Here is a 17,860-nt window from a genome sequence, read left to right on the forward strand (position 1 = left end):
GTCACCCTAGGGATAACGATTTTTTTATTAATAATGTCCAAGCAAGCCTTTTTTCATGGCATATTTTTCACACGCCAGGTAAATACCAACTCCAATAATTCCATAAACAATGGAATTCCCAATCAGCCAGGCGTAATCTACCATTGTAAAATCAGCTAAAGTATAGCCATTAATCATCACCTGTCTTGTCATATCCACACCTTTTACAAATGGAGCAGCAACCATGAATGGCGCAACAGATAATGGAACAAATGTCAGTCCAGCGATGATGAACTGAAGAATTTGCAGAAATGCACTGATTTGTTTAAAAATAAGAGCCATTCCTGCTATGACAAAACTGACACCTATCATACTCGCTAGCGTTAATAAAAGTATTGGAATGATGGCAAACGGATTAAGATTTAACCATTGACCAGCAGTCGCCATTGATACAAATAACAGAAAAATGACTAATACAAAATGGTTAAAAATCATCCCAAACATTCTGGATAGAAATATTTTCCATGGACTTACTGGCGACATAAAAAGCTGCTCCAATGTACCTTTCATTGCTTCATCGGATATCGTCCATCCAATTGACTGGAGAACCATCATGGCAAAATACCAAAATATATAGTTCACAATGACAAACTGAGTATTTGTACCAGCCTGGGCAGGATCACCAATAACCTGAATCCCAAACATCATCGCAATAAAAATAATATAAAATGTCAAAAGAAGACTTATCGTATTAGCTTTATATCGTACTAATTCAAGAAATTCCATTTTCGTATTAACGCGTAAAACATTCCAGAAAGAAGTCATGAAGCCACCTCCTCTTTAACAAGCTTTCGAAATACCTGTTCAAAATTAATCTCGGTACGATTGATTGTTTCAATTGGCGTCTGGTTCTTTTTAAAAATCTCCATCAACTCATAAATGTCCTGTTCCTGCTCAAAACTGACTTCAAGCTTCAACCCTTCCCACCTGTGAATCGGGAACTTCAACTCTAGAATCTCCCGCTGTTCTGCAGTCAATTCTTCCTTCAGGTTCACCTGATATGCACTTGTCTCAAATAATCGCAGCAACTGGTCTACACGTTCATTTGCAATCACTTTCCCATCATTAATAATGATTGTCCGTTGGCATAAGTCCTGCACAACCGGCATGTCATGCGTACTTATGATAACTGTTTTTCCTTGATCACGGGCAATAGTTCGAAGTAATTCACGAACTTCATATCCTGTTTCCACATCAAGTCCAAGTGTTGGTTCATCCAGGAGGATTACATCTGTGTCTGCAAGCATTGCCACACAAATTGCCAGCTTCTGCTGCATGCCACGTGATAAGTTATTTACCAATTCATATTTTTTATCTTGAAGCTGAAAGAGGTTCAGCAATTTATTTACCTGCGTTTTAATTTCCTTTTTCGGAACCCCGCGATTGCCTGCAAAATACTCCATATTTTCAAGCACATTCAAGCGCCAGTAAAGATTTCGATTCCCTTCTAGAACCGCGCTTATATGGCCCAATGCTTTGTTGCGGTCCTTCACACTATCGAAGCCATTTATTGTGACCGACCCTTCGTCAGGAACAAGCAGTCCGCAAATTGTTTTAATTGTTGTTGTTTTACCTGCACCATTAGGCCCAAGCAAGCCGACAATCTCCCCCTTCCCAACTTCAAAAGAAACCCCTTTAACCGCAACAAACTCTTCCTTAGACTTCCGTTTCTTATAGCTCTTTTTAATGCCATCTACCGTTACGATACTCCCCATGTTCCCAAACCCCTTCCAAACTTTGTTAACTTCATTATACCGATTTGTTAGAGAAGTACATCAGTCGTAAAGATGTTTTCATCCTCAGTCCAGGGGATGAGATAACGTTCTGTTGATGTTCTGTGCTCTTCTGTTGATGTTCTGGGTTCTTCTGTTGATGTTCACCGCTCTTCTGTTGATGTTCACGCTCTTCTATCGATGTTCCGCGCTCTTCTGTTGATGTTCCGCTCCCTTCTGTTGATGTTCGCTCTCTTCTGTCGATGTTCACCGCTCTTCTGTTGATGTTCACCGCTCTTCTGTTGATGTTCACCGCTCTTCTGTCGATGTTCACCGCTCTTCTGTTGATGTTCGCACTCTTCTGTCGATGTTCTCATCCCTGGGTGATACGACCCAACTCATCCCATTAAAAAAGTCATGCGGAGTCTCGCTCTCCGCATGACTTTTTTCTTCACTGTAATTCCGCTCGTTATTCCTCGGTAAACACCCTTGATCTTGTCAGGAACCGCTTCCCCTCGGGTCCCTCCAATGAAAACATTCCACCACGACCTTTTACAGCATCGATAATAAGCTGGGTATGTTTCCAGTACTCATATTGGTCCTTTGAGATATAGAAAGGTGTTTCACCAATTTCACCTAGTAACAAATCTGAATCACCAATGCGAAATTCATCTCTTGGATAACACATCGGTGAGCTTCCGTCACAGCAGCCACCTGATTGATGAAACATGAGTGGCCCATGTGTTTCAGCTAATGTGTTAATCAGACTTAACGCTTCTTCAGTTGCCGTTACACGATCAGCCATTTTTACACCCTTTCTATTTTAAAATTTCTTATCTCATTTATTATATGCGGAAAAGAAGCATCGCGCCCCTTTTCCCAAAACCCCCCATAAGCATAACTAGTCTTTTGAAAAGGGTTCTATTAAAGCGTATTTAACTTCCTTAGAACCTCTTATAGCTTTAAGTGCGAACTGCATTCATAACTCTTAAAAGAATCCAGCAGCACCTTCACTATAGCTAATTAATAGATTCTTTGTCTGCTGATAATGGTCAAGCATCATTAAGTGATTTTCACGTCCAATACCTGATTTTTTATAGCCACCGAAAGCAGCGTGTGCCGGATACTGATGGTAACAATTCGTCCATACACGACCCGCTTCAATTCCACGCCCAAAGCGATATGCCGTATTTATGTTACGAGTCCATACTCCAGCACCTAAGCCATATAATGTATCGTTGGCAATCTCCATTGCTTCTTCGTTATCTTTAAAAGTTGTTACCGAAAGTACTGGTCCAAAAATTTCTTCCTGGAATATGCGCATTTTGTTGTTTCCTTTAAATATCGTAGGTTGAACATAATATCCATCCGTCATGTCGTCATCAAGTTTATTGACCTCGCCGCCAACAAGCACTTCTGCACCTTCCTGTTTTCCGATATCGAGATACGACTTGATTTTTTCCAATTGTTCTTCTGATGCCTGTGCACCCATCATCGTGTCGGTATCAAGTGGATGACCGATTTTAATTTCATTTACCCGTGCGATCGCCCGTTCCATAAATTCATCATAGATGGATTCGTGAACTAACGCTCGTGAAGGACATGTACAAACTTCACCTTGGTTTAAGGCAAACATGACCAGCCCCTCAATTGCTTTATCCAGGAATCCGTCATCCTCATCCATTACGTCCTTAAAGAATATGTTTGGTGATTTTCCACCAAGCTCAAGTGTAACCGGAATGATATTTTCCGAAGCGTACTGCATAATTAATCTACCTGTGGTAGTTTCACCTGTAAAAGCGATTTTAGAAATACGGCTGTTGGACGCGAGTGGCTTTCCTGCTTCTAAACCAAATCCATTCACAACATTCAATACACCATTTGGCAATAGGTCCTTTATCAAGTCAACAAATATATGAATTGACGCAGGCGTTTGCTCAGCTGGTTTCAAGACGACGCAATTACCGGCTGCAAGTGCTGGTGCAAGCTTCCAAGTTGCCATTAAGAGTGGAAAGTTCCAAGGTATTATTTGCCCCACAACCCCCAAAGGTTCATGGAAATGATATGCTACTGTATCATTATCAATTTGGCTTAGACCGCCTTCTTGCGCGCGTATTGCTCCAGCAAAGTAACGGAAATGATCAATTGCCAGTGGTAAATCCGCATTCAATGTTTCCCGAACCGCTTTACCATTGTCCCATGTTTCAGCAACCGCTAGTGTTTCTAAATTCTCTTCCATACGATCTGCAATCTTATTTAAAATATTTGCTCGTTCTGCTACAGCTGTTTTTCCCCAAGCATCCATGGCAGCTTCTCCCGCATCAACAGCGGCCTCCACGTCCTCTTTCGTCGATCTGGACATTTCACAAAATACCTTCCCGGTAACCGGGCTTACATTCTCAAAATATTTTCCATTCGCAGGAGCCCGATACTCCCCTCCAATAAAATTGTCATAACGATCCTTAAAGGTCACCTTGGACCCGTCAGTGTTTGGATTCGCATACTTCATTCAACCATTCCTCCTCCATATGTTGTAAACGCTTACAATTAACTTGATGAAGAATCCCCTGATGAAGCCTCTATATCAGATTATACCAATAAATTTGGAATTATGACAACTATTAGAATTATTTAGCTAAAAAATAAGCCAACCCTAAATTAAAAGAGTTGACTTGATACAATGTAGAAGCATATATAGTAAAAGACGCCGGTCTCCCAGCGCCACAAACAGGAAATCTTAAGCCTATAACCAAAGTTTCCCTTATACTTTAAGAAAGTATAAAAAGATGCCTATAATGACATCTTAACGAAATATTAATATAAATTGCTTTTACTATAGCTTCAATACCATATTAACTACTTCAATTCTGGAAGTACACGTACTTCTTGTTCCATTGAAGATTTACAGAGTGGGCATTCTGGCTCTTCTTCAAAACTGTATGATTCTCTCATCCATCCTGAGCAGTCCTCACTAGTACAAGACCATACATTTGTGTCCACTTCTGGCACTGGCTCTTTTGGCCCGCGAGAAAATGACATAACAGCAACCCCTTTCATGGTACTCCTTCCATTATACTCCTTTATAGCAAAAAAAGTAAGGGAACAAGCAACATTAATTCATTATATCCGTAAATTAGTTAAAATATACCTATTGGACAATCATCATCTATAACGATTATACTTAAATTTATTCTGAAACTTGCACATTAGAAAGGGAACAAGCAGCTATGACATTAAAGATACATCCGTTCACAAAAATGATTGCCGGAATCGGATTCACATTTCTCATTGCCTTTACCGGTTACTTACTTGCGCTAGTTCCAGGGTTTAGCCGTGTTGGTCAGCTAGCCAGTGCAATCATTATCGCGATCATATTCAGACAATTTTTCGGCTATCCTGAATTTTTCCGTTCGGGAATACAGTTTTCATCAAAATATTTATTACGGTTCGCCATTATTTTATATGGTTTAAAACTTAATGTTGATATTATTTTGCAGGATGGTCTTGGATTGCTTGCTAAAGGTGCTGTTGCAATTATTTTTTCCATATTACTCACCGTTTATATCGGAAAAAAATTAAAAGCAAACACACAGCTTGCCTTATTGCTTGGAGTCGGCACAGGCGTTTGTGGTGCTGCAGCGATTGCCGCTGTATCACCGATTATCAAGGCTAAAGATGAGGACACTGCAATAGGTGTAGGAATCATCGCATTAGTTGGAACTGTTTTTTCTATTATTTATACCCTTATACAGCCACTGTTGCCAATTACTGATTTGCAATATGGTATTTGGTCAGGAATTTCCTTACATGAACTTGCCCATGTCGCACTTGCAGCAGAACCAGCTGGGGAGGATGCGTTGGCAATTGCTTTACTAGCAAAACTCGGCCGCGTTTTCCTGCTTGTCCCGCTTTGTTTCATCCTTATATTTTGGATGCGAAACCGAAATGATGACGGTAATACAAAAGTCAGCTTTCCCTGGTTTCTAATTGGTTTTATTGGAATGAGTCTTTTCGGGAGCTATATTTTAGGTGATATAATTCCTGTAACAGATGGCACTATGAACGCTGTAAGTCGGATTACGACATTTATATTAACTGCTGCGATGGTAGGGTTAGGATTAAATGTCAGCCTGAAAGATGTAAGAAATAAAGCAATGCGACCGCTAATCGCGATGGTGACTACTTCCATATTACTTTCATTTGTAATGTACTGGATTGCTGGAATCTAAAGAAGCTCCCTAATGTTAGGGAGCTTTTCTATAGCACAAACTTTTCGATTGCTTTAGCGACACCATCATTATTATTAGTATCTGTCACATGATCTGCAACATTCTTTATTGCCTCCTGCGCATTTCCCATCGCAACGCCAAGTCCGGCTTGCTGTATCATTTTAATATCATTCAAGCTATCGCCAACAGCCATTACGTTATTCATAGTAATGCCAATTTCATGACATACTTTCTTAAGAGCACTTGCCTTGTTAACCCCTTTTGGATTAACTTCAACATTTGTCGGCAGCGAATTCGTAAGCTCAAGTTCATCGTAATGCGATAGCTCCTCAACAACCATGTCAAGCTTTTTCGTATCAAGCGAGTCACAACCATATTTCAACCATTCATGGGCAAAAAAATCGTCAGGACGTGTTCCACGAAATACGCCATCAGTTGCCACCATCCAGCTATGTAAACCAAGCTTATCACCTAATTCCCACATCATTTGAACTCGTTCCGGATCAAGTAAATGCTGATCTCTCAGTTCCTTATTTACAGTCCAGATTTCGCCGCCATTACTTGTAATCAGATATGAGGGCAGTTCGAGTAATTCGGCATACGGATAGCAGGAATCAAGCCAGCGACCTGTGCTCAATATAACATGCACATCCTTCACCAAGGCTTTTGCAATCACTTCTTTCGTATAATCTGAAACGTCTTCCTCGCTATTCAACAATGTTCCATCCATATCTAATGCTACTAATTTTAGTTCATCCATTTATACGCTCCTCCACTCTGCTATGCCATCTTGGTATAAAGTCATTTTACTCGATTCATTTTAATCATGAAAGAAATAATTGTTGCGATAGGGACTAATATTACGAAAAAAATAAAGCTTATTCCGAGCCCTGTCCCACTTGTTGCAGATTGTACCATAGCCCAGGCAATATAGGAAAAAATTGCGACCATTTCTAAATTGATTGCTGCCATAAACGTTCGTGCCGGGGTGTACAATCGTGTTGCATTTTCTTCAGTCACTTTTACCATATAATTGAATGTGTGTGGTGCTTTTGTTACAAAATACATAATAATAAAGGAAACAAACGCAATGGCCGGCATAAGAAGAACTGTACCTTTGTTTCCCCACGCATCCGCTTCACCTTTTGCATTAAAATGAGTGGGAACTGATTCCGGCAAACTGTTATACGCCTGTACGACGTATACAATAGAACAAATAAGTATGATTACTGAAGCTGTGTTAAAAAACTTCTCCCATTTAGTTGCAGAAACTTTTATTTTTGGGTGATTCTTCAAGACTTCTCCCCCTTCACCATTAGTTTAGCTTAAATGTTTCTAATTTAAATAAGAATTTTTCCATTTGAATTGCTCGCCGTTGAGCCTCTTCAATTGTTATTGGAGTAAAGCGAATTTCTCCTTGAGGTACAAGCTGAGCAATCTTTGGCAGATCTGATGAAATGACAGTTCCTATCCTGGGATATCCTCCTGTCGTCTGCCTGTCAGCCATTAGGATAATCGGCGAGCCATTACTCGGAATTTGAATGCCGCCGAAGGGAACAGCATCAGACCAAATTTCCATATTTTCTTCATGTGTGACCGGCTCAGATTTCAGGCGATACCCCATTCTATTCGAATTCGCATTTACAGTATGAGGATTGTTAAAAAAATTATCTCGCCCTTGTTTCGTAAAAAAATCTGTATGCGGCCCTTCAATAACAGCAACCTCTACCGACTTTTGATAGGTTGGCGGATTGGTGAACCCGATACCGCATATTGCTTTAGCCGGATACCCATAAATAGAATCATCTTTATCCAGCGAACGACCAAACCCACTCTTCACATCAGTTGACTGACTGCCAAAAAACACTGGTGCATCAAATCCTCCGGCCACCGCAATGTATGCACGCACCCCTGATTGATGCTTGCCAAAGCTTAACCTATCCCCCTTCTCCATTGTAAATGTTTTCCACATCTTGATGGGATTGTCATTAAGTTTCGGCTCCAGTCCCGCACCTGTAAGAGCAACCGTGATTGGATTCGGTGCAGTCATTTCAAGATGAGGTCCAACAAGCGTCACCTCAAGACATGCAGCAGACCGTTGATTCCCAACCAGAATATTAGCTATTTGCAGTGCAAAAGTATCCATCGCACCAGAAACAGGCACACCAAATTTCTGATAGCCAGTCCGACCAAGATCCTGAAAAGTTGTAAGAACACCAGGCTTTATAACATGGAATATTTTCTCACTCTGCATCCTATTCACCACTTCACTTATGTATTTGGAACTTTGGAGCCCGTGCTGATTGACGATTGGGTGAGGTGTCGCTCGAGTTTGGGGCTCCGTCGCTCGAGTTTGATTCGCCGTCGCTCGAGTTTGGTCCTCCGTCGCTCGAGTTTGGGGCTCTGTCGCTCGAGTTTGGCTCGCCGTCGCTCGAGTTTGGACCTCTGTCGCTCGAGTTTGGGGCTTCGTCGCTCGAGTTTGAGGCTTCGTCGCTCGAGTTTGAGGTTTCGTCGCTTGAGTTCGGCTCTCCGTCGCTCGAGTTTAATCGACCATCGAGCGAACCACAATCCCAGCACTCTCTAACATCACGCGTAACTTCTCGACAAACGATACAGCATGTGCACTATCACCATGAACACAAATCGTGTCTGCTTTAATATCTACAGTTTCTCCGTTTACTGTGCGCACAACACCTTCATTCACCATCCGCTCTACCTGTTGAACAGCATCATCCACATCACTAATCACGGCATCCGCTCTGCCTCTGGGGGTTAAGGTGCCGTCAGCTTGATATGTCCGGTCAGCAAAAACTTCTGATGCAACAGTTAATTCCAGTTCACGGCCAGCCACAAGCAGTTCACTCCCGGCTAAACCATACAACATCAATTTGGAGTCGACGTCATACACAGCACGCGCGACAGCATTTGCTACGTCGCGATTCTTGGCTGCCAAATTATACATCGCACCGTGAGGCTTCACATGCTGCATCTGAACACTATGCACCTTGCAAAACGCCTGCAAGCCACCAATCTGATGAACTACCATCCGATAAATTTCATTTGGCGAAAAGTCGATCATACGTCGTCCAAATCCAGCAATATCAGGAAATCCTGGATGTGCGCCAACACCAACGTGATGTTCTTTTGCCAAGCGAACTGTCCTGTCCATAACAGTAGGGTCACCAGCATGTGCACCACATGCAATATTCGCTGATGTAACAGATTCCAGTAATTTTTCATCCGAACCAATTGTATAGGCACCAAAGCTCTCACCCATATCACAATTCAAGTCAATCCGCTTTGCCATCGTCAACCTCCTCTACCACTAACTCCCCGCTCCATGCTTGTTTTTCAAATTCACTTTCCGATATTTCGTAAAACGTAACACGGTCACCTGCACGAAACAGAAAAGCATCTTCTTTTTCCCTATCAAATAACGTAAGGGCTGTTTTTCCAATAATGTTCCAGCCACCTGGCGAGTCTATCGGATAAATTCCCGTCTGTTCGTGGGCGATTCCTACAGAGCCTGCAACCGTCTTTGCCCGAGGTTCATCTAAACGTGGCGTTGCAATCTGTTTATTAAGACCTCCTAAGTATGGAAAGCCTGGCAAAAAACCTAGCATAAAAACAAGGTATTCCTGTTCGCTATGAATCTGTATAACCTCATCCTCTGAGAGCTTGTTCGATTCAGCAACACGTCCTAAATCTGGACCATACTTCCCACCGTAGACAACCGGAATCGAGATTAGTCGTGACTTACGCTCAACTCTATCAATATTCATTCGATTAATCTGATAAATTTTGTCACAAACTTCCGTGTAGCTTAAACGATGTGGTCGATAGTAAATTGTAACCGAATCAAATGCTGGCACCCATTCCACGATATCAGGAATTGCAGCACAACCTAATTTACTGCAAAAAAACTGGATATCCCTGTTTAACTCAGGTGAAACTTCACCATCAAAGTCTACCTTAATTGCCGAATCACCCATAGCGTGCAAGGTAAAATGCATACCGAACGCCTCCCGGAATCTCTGTTACTAGCATGATAGCATATTCAAACCTAATCCAACACATAACGATTACGGCCAGCACCCATTCCGAAAACCATGACCAATAGTGCTACCCCTATTAAAGTAAGCAATGGAACCGTCCAGACATGGGTTACATCATATAAATACCCGATAAACACAGGACCAACTGCGGCAAGTGTGTAACCGAGCGACTGCGCCATACCTGACAGTTCTGCAGCCTGACGTGAGTTACGCGCCCGCATTCCCAAAAAAGCCAATGCCAGAGCAAACGTTCCACTTAACGTAATTCCAATTAATATCGTACTAATAACCATAACAGCATATGACTCTCCTATTAAAAGACCTCCATAGCCTCCCAATGCACAGGTTGTCATGACAAGCACAATTCCCCGCTGTGAATTGAAACGACCAGCAATCATCGGAACGAAGAAACTTGCAGGTAATCCGATAAATTGCATAAATGAAAGCATCCATCCAGCAGTTCCCATGCTAACACCATAATCATGCAAAATTTCTGGAAGCCATGAAATCGTCACATAAAACATGAACGATTGAAGCCCCATAAAACAGGCAACCTGCCATGCGAGCGGTGATTTCCACATTCGATTGTCACTCACAGTAACATATTGCATCTCGACATCATTGTCTGCTTTATTCTTTTTGGACAGATACATCCAGATGATAATTCCAACGATTGTGGGGACTGTCCATATGATTAGTGCAAATTGCCAGCCCATATTCAACCCACGTGCAAATGGAATACTTAATCCAGAAGCCGTCGCAGCAAAGATCCCCATAGCTGTTGAATATACACTAGTCATTAATGCTACCTTTGTCGGAAACTTTTCTTTTACGACACCAGGCAAAAGAACATTGCAAATTGCAATTCCAAGCCCGACAAATAATGTTCCAATAAATAGTAGTGCTGCAAATGGAAACGAACGAACCGTAATACCAAATAAAAGAAGAATAAGACCTGCAATTAATGTTCGTTCATTCGAAAACTTGTTACCAAGCTTAGGCGCAACTGGCGACATCACCGCAAACGCAACGAGAGGCAGACTAGTCAAAATCCCTACACTCCAATTGGAAAGCCCCACATCATCTCGTATAATTCCAATTAACGGACCAACAGATGTAATTGCTGGTCGCAGATTAAACGCCACGATTATAATACCTGCTATAAGTAAAAAATTATATATCTTTTTTTGATTATCAGTTGCTGCCATTATATGTACAAATCCCTTCCAAAAATCCTCTTCCTAACAATATAGCATAACAGAATTACATAGTTAAAAAAGACGATTCCCTGCCGAATCAGAAAAACCTCTCCCCCGTACAACGTTTGGCAGATAAACTTCCTCGCTATCACTATATGCCTCATAATTTAAATGGTTAAACGTCATAATCCACTACAACTTCAGGCAAAATTTTCCGATATAAATAATATTCATAGCAAAAGCAGAAGGAGATACATATATGGGGGAAAATAAGAAAAAGAAACAGGAGATAAAGAAAAAAGGCAGCTTCCTAAGTAAATCACTACAGCGACAAATACTTATACCTTTTTTATCATTAATTATTATTGCCGGAGCAGTGATAGCTTTCACCAATTACACGTTAAGCAAAAACATGATAATTGATCAAAAAGCACAAAGTGTTGAAACACAAATGACTAACCTTAACGATACATTTAATGTATTTTTTGACAATACGACAAGTATCTTAAACCGTCTTACTCAAAACGAATTATTTATTGACTATGACGAAAACAACCGGCAAGCTATTGTCAATTACTTAGGAGAGACTGTAGAGGCGAATACCAATATTGCAAACATCTATACAGGTGTTGAACTTTCCAGTGAAACAACCATTTATCCAGAAACGGACCTGCCAGATGACTTTGATCCGCGTGAACGAGACTGGTATAAAGCCGCCCTTGAAGCTGACGGAGAAGTAATTTGGACTCAGCCTTACGTTGATGCTGCATCAGGAAAAACAATTGTTACTGCTGCACAATCCTATAGCAAATATGGACAAGTCGTTGGTGTAATTGGTGCTGATGTTCTTGTCGATACGTTAATATCCATGACAAACAACATTCAAACTGGTGAATCAGGATATGCGATGATCATTGATCAGCAAGGAACATTCATTGCTCACCCTAATGATGAACTTGTTGGAAAAAGTGCTGAAAAGGCCGCATTCTATAGTAAACTTAGCAGCAATGGGGAAAACGGTGTTATTGAATATACGGAAAATGACGAAGGAAAAATCCTAGGATTCACCACGAACAACACAACAGGATGGGTTCTTGGAGAAACAGTATTTAAAAGTGATTTTAGTGACCAAGCAAGCAGTATTTTAATTCCGATTATCGCTACCTTGCTAATTATTTTGCTGCTGGCAATCGTCATTTCTTTTTTTACAACACGAAGAATCACAAAACCTATTAAGAACCTGCAAGGAACGATGAAGGAAGTTGAGAACGGGAATCTTTTAGCCAAAACAACTATCCAAACGCATAATGAAATCGGCCAGCTTTCCGAAAGTTTTGATAATATGCTCCAGCAAATGCGGATGATGATGATTAAAATTAAAGATGTTTCATTCAATGTGTCCGAAGCATCACAAACACTAGTTGCAAGTGCAGAAGAGAATACTGCATCCTCAAATGAAGTCGCAACAACCATGGAACAAATTGCAACAGGTGCTGGCGAGCAATCAGAAATTATGGAACAAAATGCAGCTGCAACCGAAAAACTGTCAACATTGATTAAACAAATAGAAGAATATAATAAAAAAGTATATGATGAAGCTCGAGTCATGGATGAAGTCTCTGAAAAAGGAGCAGAAACAGTAAGCGGTCTCCGTAAACAATCCGAAGAAACAGGCCAGATAACCAGTGAAGTTGTCAGAGCAATCCAATCACTTGATGACAAATCAACAAACATAAATGAGATTGTCACCAAAATCGCTGATATCGCCAGTCAAACAAATCTTCTCGCATTAAATGCAGCAATCGAGGCTGCCCGCGCTGGTGAAAATGGACGCGGATTTGCAGTAGTAGCAGATGAAGTAAGGAAGCTAGCAGAACAATCCGAAAGCGCACTTGGAGATATATCCACGTTAATCGGAGAAATGCAAGCTGAAACAAAGCATTCTGTAACATTGATTGGTAAAACTAATAAAGTCATCCAGACCCAATCACAATCAGTTGGTGAAACAGAACAAGCATTCACAAGTATACAGCAAACAATTCATACCAATAACCAATTAATTAACAAGGTAATGGATATAATGGAAACAATCATAAGTCAGGAGCAGATTATTTCCGGCAATACGCAAAGCATCGCATCAATAAGCGAGGAAACTGCAGCAGGAACAGAAGAAACCTCAGCATCAATCGAAGAACAAACAGCATCAATGGAACAATTAAACCACCTTGCAGAAGAACTGGAAACATATGCTATAGAAATGCAGCAGCAGGTAAACAAGTTTAAAATAGACGAAAATAATTAATTTTGTAGAGGGACGGTATAACTCGTCCCTCTTTTTAAAGGGTATTATTGCCCAGGAAATAATTATCGAATCATGTCGATACTAGTTTCCCGCACTCTAATGGTAATTAATACCTCAATCTTATTTCTTTTCATCACCCAACTTTGTGGTATAATGTAGGTAGAAATATGCATATACTAAATAGGCCACAGTTACAGCTGTGGCCATGTGATAAGCGGTTCCCTTAGGGGGATCAGCTATCCACAAATAGGCCTCTCCCATTAACGCTTTGCGGCTTTACAGGGAGGTCTATTTTTTATTGATCATGTGCACAATCAGCGTCAGAAAACCTGTCATAAATGTTCCAAAACCGATCAGCAAGAAAAAGACTTCAAAAACACCCAATCGCCTCACCCCCTTTTATTATACTGGGGTAGCTGATTCATCCCTATAAGGAACTTTATCTACTAGATAGTATAGCATAAAATTCCGTAAAAATACGAACAAATGTTTGGTTTTAAGTCTTGGTACAAGTTCTTGCTAAGCCTTTAGACTTTAGGTATATAGAATTAGTTTAGGAATTGATGCCACTTTTTAAGACTCTGGTTCGATAATAGTAGTAATAGAAGGAACTCTATAGTGTGCTTGTATACTTTAGTATATGCACTGACGTGTGGGAGTTCGTAATGCATTTGGAGGATGGAATTAAAAAACGAGCACCCTATGTTAGAATGCTCGCCTAGTATTAAGATCCAGCGATAATATGGAAACCAGAATCAACATGCAGCACATCACCAGTAACACCACGTGCCATGTCACTAAGTAAAAATGCTGTAGCATCGCCTACCTGGTCCTGATCAATCTGACGACGAAGCGGCGCTTTTTCTTCAATAACCGACATTTTGTCATTGAATCCAGACACACCTTTAGCTGACAGCGTGCGAATCGGACCAGCAGAAACAGCATTCACACGAATACCATACTTACCAACATCTTCAGCCAAGTAACGCACACTCGCTTCAAGCGCAGCCTTAGCAACACCCATTACATTATAATTAGGCACAACACGTTCAGCACCAAGGTATGTTTGCGTAACTATACCGCCACCCTCAGTCATCAGCTTTTTAGCTTCTCGCGTCACAGCAACGAGCGAATACGAGCTAATATTTTGTGCTAGAAGATAACCCTCACGAGACGTATCAGCATATTCACCATTCAGCTCGTCACGGTTCGCAAACGCAACCGAATGGACAAGCCCATGAATGGTGCCCACTTTCTCACCAATTTCCTGAAATGCATTAACGATACTCTCATCATCAGCAACATCACAAGATACAATTAGTGTTGGATCAATTTCATTTTGCGCGAGGAGTTTTTCCAGCTTTTGTTTCGAACGTTCCTGGCGGTTGGTGAAAATCAAGTTCGCCCCAGCATTGTGAAGCGATTTAGTAATACCCCACGCAATACTGCGGTTGTTTGCAACACCCATAACAACTATGTTTTTATTTTTCAATAATGTGTTCATTTATGTACCTCCGATTGATTGGATATGTCTTACTTATAATGTAGCATAATTAGGACCAGGTGTTAAATGGGAAGTTAATTTTACCCTACACTTAATTATATAAGTCATTTAGCAAAAACGTACATAACAAATAACAATTGCTACTACTATCACCTTTAATAATTATGATGATTGTCCGATAATATATATAAGTCCTCTTATTAGAAATAAGTTATATACAGGAGTGTCAGATATTATGGAAAATACAAAAGATAAACAACTTCACCAGGCATTAAATATAATAGATACATTATTAGAAGCGTCAGATCACTTCTATAAATTGGTAAAAAATAAAGAATTAAATCAAAGTATATTCATCTTTAGTTCCATGCTTGAAGGGGCTGAGACGGTTAATAAAATCATCACTTCCTCAATGACTGAATTTACTCCACAAAAAGATAAAGCAGAGAAGCAATTACTCTTAATCGCACAGAACCTTGAAAATGGGAAGCTTACCAAGATTGCAGAAATACTGCAGTTTTCATTTATACCACTGCTTAAAGATTTAAGAAATTCTTTTTCAGAAAAAGTAGTTGTTCAAGATGAAAACAGATTTATTACAATCGGTGTTTTTGCTTCCCTACGGAATCCCAGAACATTTTACACAAAAGAACGTGTTAATGCCTTAGTTCAGGAAAGTAAGAGGCAAAATACAAGGTTACTCTTTTTCTCATCCAGTGATGTTGACTTTGACTCAGGACAAATAGAAGCGGATGAATGGCAGAATGGAAAATGGGAACGTACTGTAGCTGCTTTTCCGGATGTTATTAATAATGTTGGTGGAGGAAGAAGATCACACACCGAGCGGAAATTACGCCGACAGATTCCGTTCACCAGTTTCCATGTCGGTAATAAATTCTCTTTACCAAAGCGAATCGTCCAACATAGAGATTATGCTGAATTACTTGTTCCCTTCAAGGTTTGTACCAACGAAGTAATGATACATGACTTTTTAGATGAAAATAACAGTGTTGTATTTAAGGCTCTTTCAGGAAATCGGGGAGAAAATATATACTTCATTACTAAAAAAGGTAACCGCTATTCTTTATTGGACCAAAAGAAACAACAGATTTTAAATCAGAGCGCATTTAATGAATGGCTGCAAAAAATTATTTTAAGTCAAAAAGGCAGCTATATCATTCAGCGTTACATTCATACCAGGACAAAAAATGACGAACCTTACCATATTCGTGCACATGTCCAAAAAGACATGGAAGGAAAATGGCAACTTACTCATATATACCCCCGTGTCGGAAGTAAAAAGAGTAATCTTAGTAACATCAGTACAGAAGGTAGAGTAGAGGACCTTCTGACCTTTCTTGAAAATGAATATGGCGAAAAAGGGAAAAAACATGAGCAAGCTATCCTAAAGCTATCCATGGATTTGGCCTGGCATCTTGACAAACTTCACGGACTTGCCTTGGATGAACTTGGTATCGACTTAGCAATTGATGAAAATGGACGATATTGGATGCATGAAGCAAACAACGGTCCACAAACTGCATTTCATGAGGAAAAAAGAGCAGTGAACACTATAGGATATGCCAAATATATTGCAAAAAATATGTTAGTTCGTACAGACAGCATTCGTGAAGCTAGTAAGGTAAAAGGGCAATTCAATGCAAGAACAACAAATCTCCCGTTTGCTGATTTAGATAACCGGCCAATTATTGGTTTGCTCCATGGATCACAAACAAATGACAATTTAGCATCGGCAGCGATTCAAGAAGCAAAAGAAGCTAATTTCCATTTTTATTCCTTTTCACCAAAGGACATTGATTATGATGAAATGTTGATAAAAGGATTCTTTTACGAAAACAACGACTGGACACCTAAAGTGGTTGAATACCCTGATGTAATAATTGACCGTCTTAAATTGAGAGGTGCTAAAAGAGCCCAAGTATTATATGAAGAACTCGAAGATATTCCATTTACAAACGAATGGTCAGCCCACACCAGCAAGCGCTCGGAATTATACGAAAAACTGCAAACAAATGAAGAATTGGCTAACCTTCTATCACCTTATCAAAGGATCCACCGAACCCGTGACGTATTCCGGTTCATTGAAAAATATGGGAAAGTGATCGTAAAACCTGAAATTGGTTCCCTTTTAACTAGTCAGTACATTGAAAAAAATGCTAATGGCAAATATTCAGTGACAAAAGGAAAAACAATTAAAGAATACAGTGAATTTCCATTAGTAAATAACTTGAAAAATCTAATTAAAAAAGAAAATGTTATTGTCCAAAAAGATTCAGGCTCTATTACAAATAGCACCCAGCCGTTCAACATTCATGTACACATGACCAAAGGAAATAAAAACGAATGGGGTATAGTAAGTCTTTGTTCAGAAGTTAAAAATAACGAGGATAATACTAAACAACAAGAGGTTCATAGAGAGCAAAAGGATTTTAATGAAAACAATTTTGGTTCAATTTATTCGACATCGTTGCATAGGCGATTAGAAAAGTTATCTAGGGAAATTGTTAACACTATTGAGGAAACCCACGATGAATTAATTAGTGAAATAGACATAAAACTAGGGCTAGATGAGAATGGGGAACTGAGTCTTATGGAAGCAGATCCAAACGGTCCTAAAGTGATAACTGACGTAACTAAATTTGCAAAACATGTTATATCATATGCCAGTTTATTAGTAGATTTAAATAAATCAGGAGCATCACTTGAGGAAGAAAAACAATTAACATACTAATTTAAAGCCACCATCATTTGGTGGCTTTTTAGATATTAAATAACAATTTTAGAATAGTTTACTATTAT

The 17,860-nt window shown here is 40.0% G+C and carries 17 protein-coding genes; 3 read left to right on the plus strand and 14 right to left on the minus strand.

Features of this window, described 5'->3' with window-relative positions:
- Window positions 1-27: 27 nt before the first annotated feature.
- The 6 genes from J2Z82_RS04560 to J2Z82_RS04585 form a co-directional block, all read right to left on the minus strand.
- Window positions 28-804 carry an ABC transporter permease gene (locus J2Z82_RS04560; RefSeq protein WP_209479598.1) on the minus strand — a complete coding sequence of 259 codons (777 nt, stop codon included), beginning with the start codon at window positions 802-804 and terminating at the stop codon, window positions 28-30.
- Window positions 801-1,754 carry an ABC transporter ATP-binding protein gene (locus J2Z82_RS04565; RefSeq protein WP_209479599.1) on the minus strand — a complete coding sequence of 318 codons (954 nt, stop codon included), beginning with the start codon at window positions 1,752-1,754 and terminating at the stop codon, window positions 801-803. The genes J2Z82_RS04560 and J2Z82_RS04565 overlap by 4 nt, the downstream gene beginning before the upstream one ends.
- Before the next feature lie 34 nt (window positions 1,755-1,788).
- On the minus strand, window positions 1,789-2,085 hold the full coding sequence (locus J2Z82_RS04570; RefSeq protein WP_209479600.1) for a hypothetical protein: 297 nt from the start codon (window positions 2,083-2,085) through the stop codon (window positions 1,789-1,791).
- Window positions 2,086-2,220: 135 nt separating this feature from the next.
- Entirely contained in the window at window positions 2,221-2,556 is a 336-nt protein-coding gene (locus tag J2Z82_RS04575; protein ID WP_209479601.1) for a DUF779 domain-containing protein, read from the minus strand.
- Window positions 2,557-2,739: 183 nt separating this feature from the next.
- Window positions 2,740-4,260, minus strand: coding sequence for an aldehyde dehydrogenase (adh, locus tag J2Z82_RS04580; RefSeq protein ID WP_209479602.1), 1,521 nt, complete (start codon window positions 4,258-4,260; stop codon window positions 2,740-2,742).
- A gap of 347 nt (window positions 4,261-4,607) precedes the next feature.
- Complete coding sequence (locus J2Z82_RS04585; protein WP_209479603.1) at window positions 4,608-4,790, minus strand: cold-shock protein; 183 nt, start codon at window positions 4,788-4,790, stop codon at window positions 4,608-4,610.
- 188 nt (window positions 4,791-4,978) lie between these two features.
- On the opposite strand from J2Z82_RS04585, the gene J2Z82_RS04590 reads away from it, so the two are divergent.
- On the plus strand, window positions 4,979-5,980 hold the full coding sequence (locus J2Z82_RS04590; protein WP_245251097.1) for a YeiH family protein: 1,002 nt from the start codon (window positions 4,979-4,981) through the stop codon (window positions 5,978-5,980).
- Window positions 5,981-6,008: 28 nt separating this feature from the next.
- On the opposite strand, the gene J2Z82_RS04595 is transcribed toward J2Z82_RS04590, so the two are convergent.
- The 6 genes from J2Z82_RS04595 to J2Z82_RS04620 all read right to left on the minus strand — a co-directional run bounded on the left by J2Z82_RS04595 (window position 6,009) and on the right by J2Z82_RS04620 (window position 11,243).
- Entirely contained in the window at window positions 6,009-6,740 is a 732-nt protein-coding gene (locus J2Z82_RS04595) for a Cof-type HAD-IIB family hydrolase (RefSeq protein WP_209479604.1), read from the minus strand.
- 41 nt (window positions 6,741-6,781) lie between these two features.
- On the minus strand, window positions 6,782-7,276 hold the full coding sequence (locus J2Z82_RS04600; RefSeq protein WP_209479605.1) for a DUF1648 domain-containing protein: 495 nt from the start codon (window positions 7,274-7,276) through the stop codon (window positions 6,782-6,784).
- Between the two features lie 19 nt (window positions 7,277-7,295).
- Window positions 7,296-8,234, minus strand: coding sequence for a 5-oxoprolinase subunit C family protein (locus J2Z82_RS04605; protein WP_209479606.1), 939 nt, complete (start codon window positions 8,232-8,234; stop codon window positions 7,296-7,298).
- Between the two features lie 288 nt (window positions 8,235-8,522).
- The gene (locus tag J2Z82_RS04610; RefSeq protein WP_209479607.1) at window positions 8,523-9,287 is read right to left on the minus strand and encodes a LamB/YcsF family protein; all 765 of its coding nucleotides are present in this window, start codon (window positions 9,285-9,287) and stop codon (window positions 8,523-8,525) included.
- A complete protein-coding gene (gene pxpB, locus J2Z82_RS04615) occupies window positions 9,271-9,993 on the minus strand; it encodes a 5-oxoprolinase subunit PxpB (protein ID WP_209479608.1) in 723 nt (240 codons plus the stop codon). Before pxpB ends, J2Z82_RS04610 begins: the two co-directional genes overlap by 17 nt.
- A gap of 50 nt (window positions 9,994-10,043) precedes the next feature.
- Window positions 10,044-11,243, minus strand: coding sequence for a CynX/NimT family MFS transporter (locus J2Z82_RS04620; protein WP_209479609.1), 1,200 nt, complete (start codon window positions 11,241-11,243; stop codon window positions 10,044-10,046).
- Window positions 11,244-11,493: 250 nt separating this feature from the next.
- Between J2Z82_RS04620 and J2Z82_RS04625 the strand changes: the two genes are divergently transcribed.
- The gene (locus J2Z82_RS04625; protein ID WP_209479610.1) at window positions 11,494-13,536 is read left to right on the plus strand and encodes a methyl-accepting chemotaxis protein; all 2,043 of its coding nucleotides are present in this window, start codon (window positions 11,494-11,496) and stop codon (window positions 13,534-13,536) included.
- A 288-nt stretch (window positions 13,537-13,824) separates the two neighbouring features.
- Here the strand turns inward: J2Z82_RS04625 and J2Z82_RS04630 are convergent, their stop codons facing one another.
- Complete coding sequence (locus J2Z82_RS04630) at window positions 13,825-13,920, minus strand: putative holin-like toxin (RefSeq protein WP_209479611.1); 96 nt, start codon at window positions 13,918-13,920, stop codon at window positions 13,825-13,827.
- Between the two features lie 340 nt (window positions 13,921-14,260).
- Complete coding sequence (fabI, locus tag J2Z82_RS04635; protein WP_209479612.1) at window positions 14,261-15,040, minus strand: enoyl-ACP reductase FabI; 780 nt, start codon at window positions 15,038-15,040, stop codon at window positions 14,261-14,263.
- A 235-nt stretch (window positions 15,041-15,275) separates the two neighbouring features.
- On the opposite strand from fabI, the gene J2Z82_RS04640 reads away from it, so the two are divergent.
- On the plus strand, window positions 15,276-17,792 hold the full coding sequence (locus J2Z82_RS04640; protein WP_209479613.1) for a YheC/YheD family protein: 2,517 nt from the start codon (window positions 15,276-15,278) through the stop codon (window positions 17,790-17,792).
- Window positions 17,793-17,860: the final 68 nt, after the last annotated feature.

This window comes from Virgibacillus litoralis, assembly GCF_017873675.1.
In the GTDB taxonomy this organism is placed as follows: Bacteria; Bacillota; Bacilli; order Bacillales; family Amphibacillaceae; genus Lentibacillus; species Lentibacillus litoralis.